Source organism: Pseudoalteromonas nanhaiensis (assembly GCF_051235485.1).
GTDB lineage: Bacteria > Pseudomonadota > Gammaproteobacteria > Enterobacterales > Alteromonadaceae > Pseudoalteromonas > Pseudoalteromonas lipolytica_C.
This window is the reverse complement of sequence record NZ_JBPNYQ010000012.1, coordinates 1-16,009: the sequence shown is the minus strand read 5'-3', so window position 1 is coordinate 16,009 and position 16,009 is coordinate 1. Positions and strand designations below refer to the sequence as shown.

The 16,009-nt window shown below is 40.8% G+C and carries 17 protein-coding genes and 1 other RNA gene; 6 read left to right on the top strand and 12 right to left on the bottom strand.

The annotated features are described in order from the left end of the window. Positions 1–13: 13 nt before the first annotated feature. The 3 genes from ACSFVZ_RS11785 to ACSFVZ_RS11775 all read right to left on the bottom strand — a co-directional run bounded on the left by ACSFVZ_RS11785 (position 14) and on the right by ACSFVZ_RS11775 (position 3,090). Positions 14–700, bottom strand: coding sequence for a response regulator transcription factor (locus ACSFVZ_RS11785; RefSeq protein ID WP_253039725.1), 687 nt, complete (start codon positions 698–700; stop codon positions 14–16). Between the two features lie 4 nt (positions 701–704). Further along, a complete protein-coding gene (locus ACSFVZ_RS11780; RefSeq protein WP_435558917.1) occupies positions 705–2,183 on the bottom strand; it encodes a S41 family peptidase in 1,479 nt (492 codons plus the stop codon). Positions 2,184–2,451: 268 nt separating this feature from the next. Then, positions 2,452–3,090, bottom strand: coding sequence for a response regulator (locus ACSFVZ_RS11775; RefSeq protein ID WP_435558916.1), 639 nt, complete (start codon positions 3,088–3,090; stop codon positions 2,452–2,454). Between the two features lie 145 nt (positions 3,091–3,235). Between ACSFVZ_RS11775 and ACSFVZ_RS11770 the strand changes: the two genes are divergently transcribed. Next, entirely contained in the window at positions 3,236–3,781 is a 546-nt protein-coding gene (locus ACSFVZ_RS11770; RefSeq protein ID WP_295509528.1) for a hypothetical protein, read from the top strand. 17 nt (positions 3,782–3,798) lie between these two features. Next, the gene (locus ACSFVZ_RS11765; protein WP_435558915.1) at positions 3,799–5,445 is read left to right on the top strand and encodes a histidine kinase; all 1,647 of its coding nucleotides are present in this window, start codon (positions 3,799–3,801) and stop codon (positions 5,443–5,445) included. A gap of 193 nt (positions 5,446–5,638) precedes the next feature. On the opposite strand, the gene rnpB is transcribed toward ACSFVZ_RS11765, so the two are convergent. Together rnpB and rsmI are read right to left on the bottom strand one after the other, a co-directional pair. Continuing rightward, an RNA gene (gene rnpB / locus ACSFVZ_RS11760) (RNase P RNA component class A) lies at positions 5,639–5,990 on the bottom strand. Positions 5,991–6,032: 42 nt separating this feature from the next. Beyond that, complete coding sequence (gene rsmI, locus ACSFVZ_RS11755; RefSeq protein WP_135923454.1) at positions 6,033–6,890, bottom strand: 16S rRNA (cytidine(1402)-2'-O)-methyltransferase; 858 nt, start codon at positions 6,888–6,890, stop codon at positions 6,033–6,035. Positions 6,891–6,951: 61 nt separating this feature from the next. Here rsmI and ACSFVZ_RS11750 point away from each other — a divergent pair, with 61 nt between their 5' ends. Genes ACSFVZ_RS11750 through dolP form a run of 4 tightly spaced genes read left to right on the top strand, consistent with a single transcriptional unit; the run spans position 6,952 to position 10,411 of the window. Beyond that, entirely contained in the window at positions 6,952–8,829 is a 1,878-nt protein-coding gene (locus tag ACSFVZ_RS11750) for a penicillin-binding protein activator (protein WP_435558914.1), read from the top strand. Between the two features lie 26 nt (positions 8,830–8,855). Continuing rightward, positions 8,856–9,227: a YraN family protein gene (locus ACSFVZ_RS11745; protein WP_135923452.1), complete on the top strand. Its 372-nt coding sequence runs from the start codon at positions 8,856–8,858 to the stop codon at positions 9,225–9,227. Positions 9,228–9,257: 30 nt separating this feature from the next. Further along, positions 9,258–9,845, top strand: a complete 588-nt coding sequence (locus ACSFVZ_RS11740; RefSeq protein WP_135923451.1) for an SIS domain-containing protein — start codon at positions 9,258–9,260, stop codon at positions 9,843–9,845. Beyond that, a complete protein-coding gene (dolP, locus tag ACSFVZ_RS11735; RefSeq protein WP_135923450.1) occupies positions 9,845–10,411 on the top strand; it encodes a division/outer membrane stress-associated lipid-binding lipoprotein in 567 nt (188 codons plus the stop codon). Before ACSFVZ_RS11740 ends, dolP begins: the two co-directional genes overlap by 1 nt. A gap of 63 nt (positions 10,412–10,474) precedes the next feature. Here dolP and ACSFVZ_RS11730 read toward each other — a convergent pair whose 3' ends face one another. The 7 genes from ACSFVZ_RS11730 to rplM all read right to left on the bottom strand — a co-directional run bounded on the left by ACSFVZ_RS11730 (position 10,475) and on the right by rplM (position 15,672). Then, on the bottom strand, positions 10,475–10,915 hold the full coding sequence (locus ACSFVZ_RS11730; RefSeq protein ID WP_135923449.1) for a ClpXP protease specificity-enhancing factor: 441 nt from the start codon (positions 10,913–10,915) through the stop codon (positions 10,475–10,477). Continuing rightward, positions 10,915–11,541 (bottom strand): stringent starvation protein SspA, encoded by a 627-nt coding sequence (gene sspA / locus ACSFVZ_RS11725; RefSeq protein WP_054554181.1) that lies wholly within the window; start codon positions 11,539–11,541, stop codon positions 10,915–10,917. Before sspA ends, ACSFVZ_RS11730 begins: the two co-directional genes overlap by 1 nt. Positions 11,542–11,620: 79 nt before the next feature. Next, a complete protein-coding gene (locus ACSFVZ_RS11720; protein WP_135923448.1) occupies positions 11,621–12,358 on the bottom strand; it encodes a cytochrome c1 in 738 nt (245 codons plus the stop codon). After that, positions 12,355–13,620 carry a cytochrome b gene (locus ACSFVZ_RS11715; RefSeq protein ID WP_135923447.1) on the bottom strand — a complete coding sequence of 422 codons (1,266 nt, stop codon included), beginning with the start codon at positions 13,618–13,620 and terminating at the stop codon, positions 12,355–12,357. The genes ACSFVZ_RS11720 and ACSFVZ_RS11715 overlap by 4 nt, the downstream gene beginning before the upstream one ends. Then, positions 13,620–14,210, bottom strand: a complete 591-nt coding sequence (gene petA, locus ACSFVZ_RS11710; protein ID WP_054554178.1) for a ubiquinol-cytochrome c reductase iron-sulfur subunit — start codon at positions 14,208–14,210, stop codon at positions 13,620–13,622. The genes ACSFVZ_RS11715 and petA overlap by 1 nt, the downstream gene beginning before the upstream one ends. Before the next feature lie 632 nt (positions 14,211–14,842). Further along, the gene (gene rpsI / locus ACSFVZ_RS11705) at positions 14,843–15,235 is read right to left on the bottom strand and encodes a 30S ribosomal protein S9 (protein ID WP_095209788.1); all 393 of its coding nucleotides are present in this window, start codon (positions 15,233–15,235) and stop codon (positions 14,843–14,845) included. Between the two features lie 8 nt (positions 15,236–15,243). Further along, positions 15,244–15,672 (bottom strand): 50S ribosomal protein L13, encoded by a 429-nt coding sequence (gene rplM / locus ACSFVZ_RS11700; protein ID WP_135923446.1) that lies wholly within the window; start codon positions 15,670–15,672, stop codon positions 15,244–15,246. Positions 15,673–16,009: the final 337 nt, after the last annotated feature.

Below are 16,009 nucleotides of genomic sequence, written 5' to 3'. Positions count from 1 at the left end.
GCATTTCTTTTGGTTATTTAGCGATAAGTCTGAAGCCAATACCATGGACCGTCTTTATTATCGGGGTATCAAATGGCTTATCTATGGCGTTTCTTAAGGTATACATATGGCTTCTAACCGCATCCGTTTCTGGTGCATCAGAACCCCACACTTTTTCAACGATATGGCGTTTACTCACCGCATTAGGATAGGCTTCAGCAATAAGACATAATATTTCAAAGTCTTTACTTGATAGTTTGATTTCCTGCCCCTGACGTTCAACCTCTTTGGTACTGATATTTATTTTTAACTCACCTATTTCCATCACTTTTGTTTGATGAAGCTTATTGCGACGGGTAAGAGCGAGGCAATGTAAAAAAACTTCTTCAAGAACATAAGGCTTTGTTAAGTAGTCATCAGCTCCCGACCCGAACCCTTCAATTTTATGCTCTATACTGTCTCGAGCAGTTAACATCAAAATAGGCACTAGAGTATCGCAGGTTTGCTTAATTTCTTTGCAAACCTGTATACCATCCATATCTGGCAACATTAAATCTAACACAATCACATCATAATTATGTTCTGCTGCAAGCCTAATCGCATGCTTTCCTGTTGCGGCATAATCAACCAAAAAACCTTTTTGCTCTAAAAAGTCACAAAGCTGAATAGCGATATCATGTGTATCTTCTACGACTAATACTGAACTAGTGCGATGTGTCATCGTGTTACTCAACTTCTTGTTCGCATTGTTGAAGCTCTCCGCTTAGTAGCAAGCCGATTAATCTAAGTGCTTTATCTTGTTGATTAGCGTTAGTAAATGCATAGGCATTATCTGCTTGCACATGTTTGCAGGCATTTAAATTGTAGTCGCTTAAACTGTAATGTGGTGTAACACCACGACGTGCCAATTCGCCATTGGGTCTAACTAGCATTCTTGTCGTTACATAAGCACGTAACTCTGAGTTAGGTAAGTTAAACAGATTCCCTTGAGCAGACTGATTAGCATACCCGCCGGTTGTCTCACCTACCAAAGTTGCAAATCCATTGTCTTTTAAAGTGGTGGCTAGCACAATTGATGCTGAATAAGTCACAGGTCCAATTAATAAAAAGGTGTCGCCATCAAAGCGCTGCGCTTTATTTATTGGTGATTCCCAATCATCCCAATCAGTTACCACAATATCACCAACTTCTCCTTTGTTGTTGAACCAACCTCTATTCTCTTCATTTAACTTTTCTTTAAGCTTTGAAATTAACCTAAAAGGTTTATCAGCTAAATACCGTGATAAATAAGTAACAGTATCTGTATTGCCCCCGGGATTATCGCGAATATCGATAATCAGTTGCTTCAAGTTTTGCTGTTTAATCTTACTAAATGTTTGATCAATAAAGCGCTCAAACTCACGTGGCTCGATATCGAAATGGCCTAAATAAATAAACCCAACATCATTAGACAACTGCTTGTAATAATGTGCTTTATCTGAGTAACTGGCAACAAAGCCTTGTGCTTTTTCATCTACTTTAGGCCACTTTTTTTGAGATTCAAAGTGAAAGGCTTTAATCCCCTCAGGGGTGGAAACTTGAACCTCAAAGCTATCTAACCAACCGTAGCGCGCCCATAAAGCGATTCCAAACCTCATCGCCACAGCGTGCTCACGCAATAAAGCGGTTTCGCCACCAGCATAGAGCGCCAGCTGTGATAAAAGAAGGTCTGCATTTACACCATTAATTGAGATTATTTCTGACAGGATAGGAATACGCTGTTCACCTAAGCTATACGCGTGTTTAAGCTGCAGCTTGCCTTTCTCACTAACACTTACAGCAAGTGGAAACGTATTATGCCCTGCTTCACGCAGCTTATTTAATTCTTGATAAGGCCATATGAGAAATGAATGTCCATCTTGAAAATAGGACGTTAAGCTACCAACCACTCGATAAAACTCCACGCGATTAAGTGGCTTGTTTAGGCTTGCTTTAAGCTGTTCAGCTTTTGCTCTTAGCAAAGCTAAGTTTGCATATTCCTCTATGTCAGGATGGCGCTGGATAACCCCCTCTAACAAAGCATCTATATCAGCCTTCATTTGTGCGACCGAAAGCTCTTGCAACAGCAACCGCTCATCTGAGAGCTCAGGGAAAATATCTAAATGACTTTGTTTACAGCCACTAAGAAAAATTAATGACAAAATAAATAATATTAACGTCTTCATGAAATAACCTGCTTTATAGATATACAGTGAAGTTATCAAATTTAGTGTGAAGACTTTGTCGTAGTATTTTAGCGGATTGTTCAGCAGAAAATTTCTATTTAAAAGACTCTGGCAAGTGCAGCTCTTAGCACTGATATGACAGTCCTTCGAGCTCAACTGTAAGGCTAATGTGTCATTGCTCCATCGCTTTGGAATGAGTTTAAGCTTGGTATATATGACTAACTAGTTAAAAACATTATGGTTTTTGAGATTTAATAGCGTCTTAAAACTAGCCTATTTCATCAATAAGAATTACCCCTTTTTCAAGAGCTAGTTTAGTAATTTGAATTTGCGAAGTTAAGTTCAGTTTACTCATAATGCTGGCACGGTGAACATGAGCCGTTTTAGGCATTATATCAATCAGTTGTGAAACTTGTTTCGCATTAAAGCCCTGTGCAAGTAGCTTAAAAACTTCTAATTCTCTTGGCGTTAATTTTTTTAATACACTGTCAGTTTTTTGGGTTTTTAAGAAATGCGTGTTAATTGAAGGGCTTAAAAATAGTTGGTTTTTAAAGATAGAATGTATTGCTGTTATTAACTCTTCAGCTGCATCTCGTTTCGATAGATAAGCATCAACACCTATGTCTAACGCTCTTTGAATGTAAGATTTTTCCTCGTACATACTCAAAATTATACGCCTAGCATTTGGTAGCTTCGCGCCTATTAACTCAGCTACTTCTAACCCATTTCTATCTGGCAGCGAAATATCAATAACGCAGCAATCTATATCAATATCACCTAAGTTTTGTAGACACTCATTGTAGCTACTTGCTTCAAAGCTAACTTGCCAATCAGGAGCTTCTTCTTCGATGAGAGCCCTAAAACCCTCTCTTACCATTTGATGATCGTCAATAAGTGCAAATTTCATAACAACTCCATGTATTGATTAATCCCCATTATAACGCGGTAAAAACGCACTCAGGTAAGAAAAATTCTTATAAGCCTAAGAAAAGTGGAAATAATTTTATTGTTTATCTCCTTGTAAGCTTACCCAAAATGACAAGGAAATAGCCATGAAAAAGATCGCAGGGGAAACAAGCCACTTTCACAACATCACCGTATTACTACATTACATTGGTGAGTCAAATTATCGTATTGAGTGGACAAGTAAAATGACAAAAGGGTCTACTAACCTAGTCAAAACAGGTAAAAATAAATATGTAGTCATGCGTAAATGGCCAGAATCAAAAGCCTTAACTAATGTTACGGCTAACTTTACTTCACGAAATGCCGCTTTTGTTCATTTCATTAAAAATGTAGACATAATCAAAAGCAACGATGAGACCATCAATAAAGCAAAACAGCAGTGTTTAGATTATTTTACTCAGTGCGAGCATATCAAGCCGGTAACCAAAACAGCTTTCCCTAAACCACGCTTGCAAGGAGCTTTAGGTCGTGAAGTGATTGTAAAGCATAAGCGTAATATGTCAGATATTGCTAAAGGGCATTTATTACAACTTATTGGAAATAAAGCTGAAATTCAAGTTACACAACGTTATACTTTGTGTAACCCTAGCGCCAAACAACAGTTTGATACGACGCAAGTTTACATATTATAAAAAGGTTATGCTTACTCATGGATAGAGTTTTCAACAGAAGTTACTTTGTTCCGCTAGCCCTCAAGTTGAAGAGCACACAGCGCAGTGACATAGTAAAGTTTGTACTGTTTTCGTGCTTAATAGTTTTAATAGCACCAGTTATCGAAAATAGTCTTTATTTATTTTCCTTTAACTATGTTGTGTACGAGGACTTTGTTAGTTGGTACTTTCCGGTTGGCTTCAGAGTAGTTTGTTATCTGTTTTTTCCTTTACGTTATTGGCCTGCATTAGCAGTAGGTTTTACATTAGGACAAATCAGTTATGTTTGGTATTTTTATGATGTTCCTCTTGATGATATCCCCTATAGACTTGTTAGCTCTGCATGCCGAGAGTTTTTGATTCTTACTCCTCTTGTGCTGGCAAAGCTTTTCAAAGTTCGATTAGATATTCAAACTGTTAAAAGTGCTGTTACAGTATTATTTATTGCAATTTCATATCGCTTTATACGATCAATGCTCATTATCTTACCGAGTGATAGTCAAAATAAGTACCGGCTTATTGCTGATGAAGATCGTTTTGAAATGATGTTAGCCCATCAACTTGGCGGTATCATAACAACACTTATCATGTTGCTTTTCGCGTTTCATGCTAAAACAATTTACCAGCAATTAAATAAACTCATAACTAAAGAGGTTAGTACGCTTTTAGTACAGCTGTGTTTTTGCCTCACTGTTTTCATTGGGGTTTACCTGTTTGAACCTAAATCACTCTACCTCTTACGAATGCTCGCTATATTTCCGTTGATATGGTTTAGCTATCGATACGGGGCCTTAGGGGCTCTAAGCTATGCAAGTGTAACTGTTATATCCTTACTCATTAACGTCTATGGTGTGAATGAAACCGAATTACTCCTGACTACGCAACTTTACATAATAAGTTACAGCGTCCTGGCTCTTTTGCTCAGTGCATTTGTTACTGAATTAAATAAGTCTAAATCCGCATTATTAGAGCAAAATAAAGAATTAATTGAACTTAGTACGTTAACTCAAAACTTAGCGACTAAAGTTGTTAATGTTCAAGAATCTGAGCGAAGCCAGCTTTCACAAGAATTACATGATGATATAGGTCAAAACCTGACAGCTTTAAAAACAAATATTGCAATATTAGAAAAGAAAACAGCCAACCATAACGAGTTAGCATCGACAATTACAAGACTCCAAAACGTTTCAAGCCATATGTATGACTCGGTATACAGGTTAATGCACTGGCTGAGGCCTCGCTTATTAGACGAATTAGGTTTAGAAGCAGCATTAAAAAGCGAGTTATTCTCTGAGCACCTAAATGAAGCTGGAATAGCTTATCAATGCAAAATAAGTGGACCGATAGATAGCTTAAATGATGATTTTAAAATCGCCATCTTTCGTATATGCCAAGAAGCATCCACAAATGCAGTTAAGCACTCTCTAGCCACTGAGTTTTCAATAGATATTACTTACCAAGAAAATGAACTTGAGATAGTTATTTGTGACAACGGCATAGGCCTGCCTGAACATAAAAACTCAAATTCTAAAGGCGGGTTTGGTGTATTAGGGATCGTCGAGCGTGTCTCAATACTCAAAGGTAAAACTCAGTTTAAAAATGGTGAATGTGGTGGTTTAACAATAATGATAAATTTCACTATTTAGCATAATGGTTAGGCCACAATAGCAATCAGCTAAAAACTCTGCTCTAAATAGCAAAAAGCCCGTAGCATTCACTACGGGCTTTAATATGATTTGTTGAGTCAGCCAATAAGCCGCTGTTTTGTATGCGCGGAGTGGTTTTTCTCCACCCAAAAAACAAAAAGCCCGTAGCATTCACTACGGGCTTTAATATGATTTGGTGAGTCAGCCAGTAAGCCGGGTTCTGTCGTGGATAATCATTCGTCTAGGCCATAAATCGCTCTATGGCTCAAGCAACCTACCCGGTTCCAACGTGGGCCACGCCATAAGGAACCCTATTTGGTCTTGCTCCGGGTGGAGTTTACCTTGCAACCAACTGTTACCAGTGGCCCGGTGCGCTCTTACCGCACCCTTTCACCCTTACCAACCGAAGTTGGCGGTCTCCTCTCTGCTGCACTTGTCGTAGGCTCGCGCCCCCCAGCCGTTAGCTGGCACCCTGCCCTGTGGAGCCCGGACTTTCCTCCCCCTGCGCATTTTCGTTGCAGGCAGCGATTATCTCGGCTGACTCGGCGCGCAGTATACCTGAGCACGCACGTCTATGCAGTAAAGAATTAGTCTTTTTCGTCAATAATTGCTTTATAAAGTGCGTTTTTCTTCAAACCAAAATACTCAGCCACAACACCACAGGCTTTTTTCAGTGGCATTTCGGCTTCGAGTAAACCGAGCATGCGGCGCGCATCTTCTGGAATGTCGTCACTTTGCTTTGCCTTGCCCGGTAACATCAATACGATTTCGCCGCGCTGCTTAGTTGGATCATCCGTTAAAAACTGTTTTAACTCGGCAACCGTGCCATTGAAAAAAGTTTCGAAGGTTTTGGTCAGTTCTTTAGCAAACACCACTGGCTGCTCTGCACCGAGCGCTGCTTCTAAATCATCAAGGCTCGCCATAATACGGTGGGTACTTTCATACATGATGCTAGTAATACCTGAGTTAACCGCTTCGATAAAAAAGGTCTGCCTTGCTTTACTCTTTGCAGGTGTAAAACCAATAAACTGAAAACGATCTGTCGGTAAACCAGAACAACATACAGCGGTAATTGCAGCACATGCTCCCGGTACTGGCGTAACATGCGCGCCTTGTTCACGGCATAAATTGACCACCGCATAACCTGGATCGCTAATCAGTGGCGTGCCGGCGTCAGATACCAGCGCAATGTTCATTCCTTGCTCTAGCCAGTCGACAATTTGTTGCGCTTTTTGTTTCTCGTTGTGGTCATGTAAAGCAAAGGTTTTTGCTTTGATATTAAAGTGGCTTAACAACTTTCCTGTGTGACGAGTATCTTCAGCGGCTATTAAGTCAACCTCAGATAGGGTTTGGATGGCACGCTGGCTGATGTCATCAAAGTTACCAATAGGCGTGGCAACAATGTAAAGAGTGCCGATTTTATCTGAATTGTCCTCATTTAACATTGAGGTCTCCTGCGTCAGTCAGTAATATAAGCAAATCGCGTTAACGTATTGGGAAATCATTGTGCGACTTAAACTTGTTAGTCTATTAATTGTATTGTCGGGGTTATCGGCTTGTAGCACAACCGAAAAACAACTAAATACTGCAGAAAATCAGTCAGGCCAAGCTGAGCTTGGACTATCACAACTAACCGACGCACAATCAATGTATCAAACGGCACTGCTCCGCCAAGGTGCCGATAAAATCCAACTTCTTTATACTGCTCGCGATGCTGCAATTAACGAAGAGCGCTGGGAACTGTTAGAAAAGATCTGCCTTGAACTTGAAAGCACGCCAAGTGTCGATCAAATTCAAAACAAACTTTATATCGCCCTTGCCCTAGAGCAACAAGGTAAGAGCGACTTAGCGCTAGCACAACTACAACAGCTTGAGCCTCAGTTAACACAGCCTGAGCATCAAGCATGGCACAAATACTTAACAGCACGGGTATATGCTTCTCAAGGTATGCCTAAACTAGCTATGCCGTTTTACTTTGCAGCATCAACATTAAGCAGTGAAAACAATTTTACTGTCGCTAATTTAAATAAAGATTTGTGGCAAAGCCTTACTCAGCTTTCATCCTATGCTCTTGAGCGCTTTAACCGAGGTTCTGTTGTACAACAAGGCTGGGTTAACTTAGCGCTTTATCATCAAGTTTATTTAGGTGCACCGGTAGAACTTCATCAAGCAATGAATAACTGGTTACGCCGTTACCCTGGCCACCCTGCGGCAGAAGTTTTGCCAAAAAAGGTCACTGAGCTTGTACAAATCGAACCATTAGAAGTAAATCGTTTAGTGGTACTTATTCCGCAATCGGGTGCCAATGAACGTTTGGGCGACGCCTTAAAAGCAGGCGTACTTGCGGCACTTGATAACAGAGCAATAACAGAAACCCTATTTATTGATGAATCATTACCGGCAGAAGAGATAGCACTTAAGTTAAGCGAGTTTAAAGCTGACTTTGTTATTGGCCCATTGCTTAAAAGTAATATTGAAAAATTGAATACTGCACAAACGCTGATTGATTACCCGGTGATGCACTTAAACAGCTTTGATGGCGAACGGATCTCACAGCAGCACTTTTTCTTTGCTCTTAACCCTGAACATGAAGTTCAACAAGCTTTAGAACGCTTTTTAACTGCGGGCTACCAAAAGCCCATGTTACTTGCACCTAATAATAATAATGGTCAGCGCTTGGTTGAATACTTTAACACTCAATGGCAGCGTTACAGCGAAGTAAAACCGCAAATTGGCTTTTACTCTGATAAATCAGATATGCCTAAAACAATTACCGGCTTGCTTGAGGTAGACCAAAGTAAAGAGCGCATTAATGTTGTTAAATCGTTATTTAAGCAAGAAGTTGAAAGTGAAACCCGTTCTCGTAGCGATATAGATGTAATTTATATTTTAGGTGATGCCACCGAAACACGTTTAATTAAACCCTATTTAGACGTTAACGTAAGTACTTTTGCTGACCGCATTCCGCTTTACGCCAGCTCAAAAAGTCACAGTAAACAAATTGATAGAACCGATAAAGGCGATTTAGATGGCCTTTATTTTACTGAGCTTCCTTGGATGCTCGAAGGTCAAATTCAACAACATAACTTGCGCCAACAATATGATAGCTTGTGGCCTGAACATGCAGACATCAACCAGCGCCTTTTTGCTATGGCGTTCGATGCAACCAGTATGCTGGGTGAAGTAAAACAACTTAGTATGGTACAAGGCAAACGCTTTACAGGAATAAGCGGTGACCTTAGCATTGCCAGTAATGGCTATGTAACCCGTAGCCTAGATTGGGCTCAATACAAAAATAAGCAAATAATCGCTGTTGATTTACCAACAGAACAACCTATTCCTTTATTTATGCAATCAGCATCGAGGTATAACTCAGCTGATTAAATTAACGCATGCTCAAGGATGAAGCTATGTCGTGGTTTAAGCAATTGTGGCAAAATAGCCGCGAAAAAGGCCTGTATTATGAAAAGCAGGCCGAACAGTATTTAATACAGCATGGATTAGTTGCTATTGAGCGTAACTATCTGTGTAAGTATGGTGAGCTTGATCTCATTATGCGTGATGGACAAACTTTAGTGTTTGTTGAAGTGAAGTTTAGAAAAAACACCCTTCGAGGGGGTGCTAACGTTGCACTCAGCAAACAAAAGCAGCAACGATTAAGGCGAACAATTGCCCATTATCTTGCAGAGAAAAAAATATCAAACCAGGCTATGCGATTAGATTATCTGGCCATTACCGGCGAGACTAACAGTGCAATTAACTGGTTTAAAAATGTTTACTAACGCTTATGGCGTCAGCTTAATTGGTAGGTTATGCAAGAAACAATAAAAAAGATCTTTACCGAAAATATTCAAGTTCAAATTGCCGCAGGTGAAGTACTGCCAAGCGCCCTCGAATCAGCCGCATTTACCATTGCGCAAAGTCTAATTAATGGTAATAAATTGCTTTGTTGCGGCACGCCAAGCTGCCACATGCTGGCTCAACATATGGCTGGGCTATTAATTAACTTTTATGAAACTGAGCGTCCATGCCTACCAGCTGTTGCGCTCGCGCAAGAGCAGGTTAATTTAGGCTCGACAAACCAAACAGATGAGCACGAAACCTTTGCAAGGCAAATTCGTGCGTTTGCCCAGCAAGGTGACCTGCTTTTAGCTATCGCGATTAATGGCAATGAAAAACACATTATTTCTGCGGTTGAGGCGGCACTTACTCGCGATATGAAAGTCATAGTATTAGTCGGTGATGACGGCGGTGAATTAGTTGGATTATTGGGCCCCAATGATGTTGAAATTCGCGTGCCATCAAAGCGCCCTAGTCGTATTGTTGAATCACATTTAGTGAACTTACACTGTTTAAGTGAGCTTATTGATTTAACCTTATTCCCACAGGAAGAAAATTAATGTTAAAACAGTCTCTACTTGTAATTAGTACCGTATTATTACTACAAGGGTGTGCTGCAGCAGTTGTTGCAGGCACTGCAGGCGCAGTCACAGCAGCAAATGATCGTCGCACAATTGGCTCACAAATTGACGATAACAACATCGAAATTAAAAGTTCAATCGCTATCAGTGAAATTGAACGTTTACACAAATTTGCTAACGTGAACGTTATTAGCGTTAACGGTATTGTATTAATGATTGGTCAAGTGCCTAACCAAGAAATGAAAGAGCAAGCACAACGTGCAATTGAAGGCGTTGATGGTATTCGTAAAATTCATAACCAAATTCGCATCAGCTCTAATATTGGCATGAGCACACAAACACACGATTCATGGTTAACCTCAAAAGTGAAAACCCAATTACTCACCACTGAGAATATCAGCAGTAACAACATTAAAGTCATAACTGAGAATGGAGAGGTGTTCTTAATGGGCTTAGTGAGTGATACAGAAGCCAACTTGGCGGTTGATGTGGCACGAAACGTATCAGGTGTTGAGCGTGTAATTAAAGTGTTTGAATATCTATAATACGAACTGTAAGTTGATAATAAAAAACCCGCTTTATAAGCGGGTTTTTCGATTTTAATAAGGCTATTTGATCACTCGTAAGTGAGCACCTTTTTTCTTCTCTGGTTTAGTTGGTGGTTCATCATCTGGCGTTACATCGTCAGGCGTGTCTACACTTTCTAATACCGGAGCAAAATCGTCTTCGTCCTCGATGAATTCTTCTGCAGTAAATACAGTCCCTTCACCATTCTCACGTGCATAAATTGCGAGCACAGCACCCATAGGTACATACACTTGCATAGGTTGACCACCAAACCGAGCATTAAAGCTCAGTTGCTGGTTATCCATAGCAAATTGCGTGACCGCTGATGGGCTGATGTTTAAAACGATCTGGCCGTCTTGAACAAACTGTGTTGGTACTTGTACAGCAGGAAAATCAGCATTCACCACTAAGTGTGGTGTACATTGATTATCAACAATCCAATCAAAGAAAGCGCGTAGTAAATAAGGACGATTAGGCGTCATTATAAACGGATCTCACGCTCTGCTTCAGTTAATGAAGCTTGGAATGATTCACGCTCAAATAAACGCAACATGTATTCTTTAAGCTCTTTAGCACCAGCACCATTAAGTTCAATGCCAAGCTCAGGTAAACGCCATAATAACGGCGCTAAGTAACAATCAACTAAGCTGAACTCTTCGCTCATAAAGTAAGGAGCTTCAGAGAAGATAGGTGCGATTGCAAGTAACGCTTCAGTAAGCTCTTTGCGTGCTTGTGCTGCTTCGCTGCTACCGCTAGTGATCTTATTCGCTAGACTATACCAATCCGTATCAATACGGTGCATCATCAGACGACTACGGCCACGCATAACCGGATATACTGGCATTAGTGGAGGATGAGGAAAACGTTCATCAAGGTATTCCATGATGATGTTTGCCTGATATAAACCAAGCTCACGATCGATCAGTGTTGGTACTGTACCGTAAGGGTTAATTTCATGAAGTGCCTCTGGCAGGTTATCCTTTTCAGCCAGGTGAATGTCAACACTTACACCTTTTTCAGCAAGTACAATACGTACTTGGTGGCTATACATACAGTTAGCACCAGAAAACAGGGTCATTACAGGGCGCTTATTGGCAGCTACGGCCATGCCTACCTCCATTATATTACAAAAACAGCAATAGGGGCTTAAGCCCCTATCACAAAATTACCTTTCAAAACGTCCAGAATTAGTGAACATCTCTCCAGTATTCTTTCTTCAGCATGAATGCCAAGATAAATAGAATCACTAAGAAACCAATTACCTTAAGACCTAACGCTTCTGACTCTAAACGTGACGGCTCGCCAACGTAAGCTAAGAAGTTAGTTAAATCACGAGCAGCTTGGTCATACTCGTCAACACTCATTTCACCTGAACCATCTGTTTCAGTGCCAACAACTTTAGTCACAGTGTGACCGTGTTCTTCCACTTCTTCAGTGATTGGTGTTGGTAAGCCTTGTAGTTCTTGAAGAACGTGCGGCATACCTACCGATGGGAAAACAACGTTGTTTACGCCAAACGGACGAGATTCATCTTTGTAGAATGACTTCAGGTAAGTGTAGATCCAGTCAGTACCACGAACTCGCGCTACAAGCGTAAGATCTGGTGGCGCTGCGCCAAACCATTTAGCTGCGTCATCTTTATCAATCGCGTTTTTGATGTGGCTACCTACTTTTGAGCCATCAAAAATCAGTTGCTCTTGACCAATCTCAGTAGGAATACCGATGTCGCGGAACGTACGCTCATAACGTTGATACTGCATTTGGTGACAACCAAGACAGTAGTTCATGAACAATTTAGCACCGCGCTGTAAAGACGCATTGTCTTTAAGGTCAATGTTGGCATCCATTAAAGGAACCGAAGGACCCGCTGCCATTGTCAACGATGGCAACAATGCGAATAAACCGATAATTAGCTTTTTCATCATTTCGTCAACCTCGTTGGTAATGGCTTAGTTTTCTCATTCTTACTGTAAACAAATAACAATACGAAGAACATGAAGTATGTCACAGTCGTGATTTGTGATAACAGCGTTTTGAAATCAGTTTGTGGAGTTGCACCAACCCAACCTAAGATAACGAACGTTACCACGAATTGAGCAATGTTTAACTTGTGTAAGCCACAACGATAACGAATAGAACGAACCGAACCACGGTCAATCCAAGGTAGTAACGCAAGCACTACGATAGATGCACCCATCGCGATAACACCGATTAGTTTATCTGGGATAGCGCGCAGAATCGCATAGAATGGCGTGAAGTACCAAACAGGGAAAATGTGCTCAGGTGTTTTCAGTGGGTTAGCTGCTTCGAAGTTTGGCGCTTCTAAGAAGAAACCATTCATCGCAGGCATAAAGAATACAACCCAACAGAATAATATTAAGAAACCAACCACACCCACAATATCTTTCACTGTGTAGTAAGGGTGGAACGGGATTGCATCAACAATGTCTTTCTTGTTGGTGTAATACTCGTGGAATTTAAATTTAGGCTTGTCTTCTTCAGCTACAGTGCCTTTCTTACGTTTGATTTCAACACCGTCTGGGTTGTTTGAACCCACTTCGTGTAGTGCAACAATGTGTAAGAATACTAAGATAACGATAACTAAAGGTAGTGCAATTACGTGTAGTGCAAAGAAGCGGTTAAGCGTTGCACCTGAAATTACGTAGTCACCACGGATCCAAAGCGTTAAGTCATCACCAATTACCGGAATCGCACCGAATAGTGAAATGATTACCTGTGCACCCCAGAAAGACATTTGTCCCCAAGGCAATAAGTAACCCATGAAAGCTTCAGCCATAAGCGCTAAGAAGATGAACATACCGAATAACCACAGAAGTTCACGTGGTTTTTGGTAAGAACCGTAGATCATGCCACGGAACATGTGCAGATATACAACGATAAAGAACGCTGATGCACCTGTTGAGTGAAGGTAACGTAGTAACCAACCGTATTCAACATCACGCATGATGTATTCTACCGATGCGAAAGCACCTTCAGCAGACGGTACGAAGTTCATTGTTAACCAGATACCAGTTACGATTTGGTTAACAAGTACTAACATGGCTAGAGAGCCAAAGAAGTACCAGAAGTTAAAGTTTTTTGGTGCTGGATACTGTGCAATGTGCATGTTCCAAACACGTGTCATTGGAATACGATCGTCGATCCAACCAATAATTTTACCAAACATTACGCCACTCCTTTTTCTTCACCGACTAAAATAGTCGTGTCATCAAGGAAGGTATACGGAGGGATTTCTAGATTTAATGGTGCAGGTACAGATTGGAATACACGACCCGCCATATCAAATTTAGAACCGTGACACGGACAGAAGAAACCGTCGTCTGTGCCCTCTACTTTTTCACCAAAGCCACCTTGTAGGAAGCTAGGAGAACAACCTAAGTGCGTACAAATACCAACAGCAACGAAGATCTCAGGACGTTGAGAACGGTATTCGTTTGTTGATGATTCAGGTTGTTGAGGCTCTTCAGATGCAGGATCACGAAGTTGACCTTCATGTTCTTTCATCTGTTCAAGCATTCTTGGTGTACGATTAATAACCCAAACAGGTTTTCCTCGCCACTCAACACGTATTAATTGTCCTGGCTCAAGCTTGCTGATATCTACTTCTACAGGCGCACCCGCAGATTTAGCTCGCTCACTTGGATTCCAAGACGCAATAAAAGGAACAGCAGCCCCAGCCGCACCAACACCACCAACAACAGAGGTAGCTATGGTTAAAAAGCGACGTCGGCCATTGTCTACAGGCGCATTGCTCATCCACTTATCTCCACTATGATTCCCAACACTTGCCATATTGAGAACATCAGTTACAGCAGGTTAATTTTTAGAAATTTTAAAATAGACGCGATCATAATTAAAAGCCTTGATTAAAACAAGGTTATTCACAGTCCCATGCTCGAATAAACCCATTTTAATAGTTGATTAATTAGGGCCAGCTCGAGCATGAAGCCGCTGGTTATGATAACGCATATAAAAAAACAATATACTGACCAAGATCAACCTCACTAAGAGGAAACAGAATTCTGTATTAGCTGTTGTTGAACTCACTCACATTACTTGCCCCCCAATTGTAGCAAAAAAATTCATCAATTAACTGATGGATTTAAGCTAATTTCGCTAAATCGTGAAGTTTTTTTACTGTAATACGCAGTAATTACTATCAGCGGTTAAATATCGAACGAAAAAAGGTAGGGTTTTTACTATCAGCTATCAGTCGTCAGCGTTCTGATCTGTGATCTGACCCCGATATAACCTGAGAAATGGATGTAAAACATCAAAAACTGAGCCCCCTCTCGATCTGCTAAAAACTGAATTCTGAAAGCTGATGGCTCCAAGAAACAAAAAACCCAGCCGGAGCTGGGTTTTTGGTATTCTGATAAACGTAAATATTAACGTTTTGAGAATTGTGGACGCTTACGTGCTTTCTTAAGACCCACTTTCTTACGCTCAACTTTACGTGCATCACGTGTAACGAAACCTGCTTTACGAAGTGTAGGACGTAGAGACTCGTCAAACTCCATAAGTGCACGAGTGATACCGTGACGGATAGCACCAGCTTGACCAGTAGTACCACCACCTGAAACAGTGATGTGTAGGTCAAACTTTTCAGTCATTTCAACGTGCTCTAATGCTTGACGAACAACCATGCGAGCAGTCTCACGACCGAAGTACTCTTCTAGAGAGCGCTTGTTGATTACGATGTTACCAGTGCCTGGGCGTAAGAATACGCGAGCACTTGAACTTTTACGACGACCTGTACCGTAGTATTGATTTGCCATGATAGTGCTCCTTAAATGTCTAGAACCTGAGGCTGTTGTGCAGCATGGTTGTGCTCAGTACCTGCGTAAACTTTAAGTTTACGGTACATTTCGCGGCCTAAAGGACCACGTGGCAACATGCCTTTAACAGCTTTTTCGATAATCATTTCAGGCTTTGCAGCTTGAAGCTTGTCGAAAGTAGTAGACTTAAGACCACCTGGGAAACCAGTGTGTGCGTGGTACATTTTGTCTTTTGCTTTATTACCAGTAACAGTAACTTTCTCTGCATTGATAACGATGATGTAATCACCAGTATCTACGTGAGGAGTGTACTCAGCTTTATGCTTACCGCGTAGGCGACGAGCGATTTCAGTAGCGATGCGACCTAAAGTTTTACCTTCAGCGTCAACTACGTACCAGTCACGTTTTACTGTTTCTGGCTTAGCAACAAACGTTTTCATTTATTAAAATCCAATGTTTTTTAATTTAAAACCACAGGTAATTATTATTAATTACCGCTCTAAGTTGAATGCTTTAACCCCTTCGAGTTTAAGACTTTGAGCCATCAATTAGAGGCTAAACTAATATCTGGCAATAGAACGCAACGTGGCAGACGCGGGAGTATACCAGCACTTAAACCACATTGCTATATGATGGTTGTTTTTTATTCGAGAAATTCAGCTATCAGCTATCAGCTATCAGCTATCAGCTATCAGCTATCTGATCTGACCCCGATAAAGTAGACACGGGGTTTAATTAATTTGTTCGTACTGCATGGGACTTTTATACCCTAGGGTG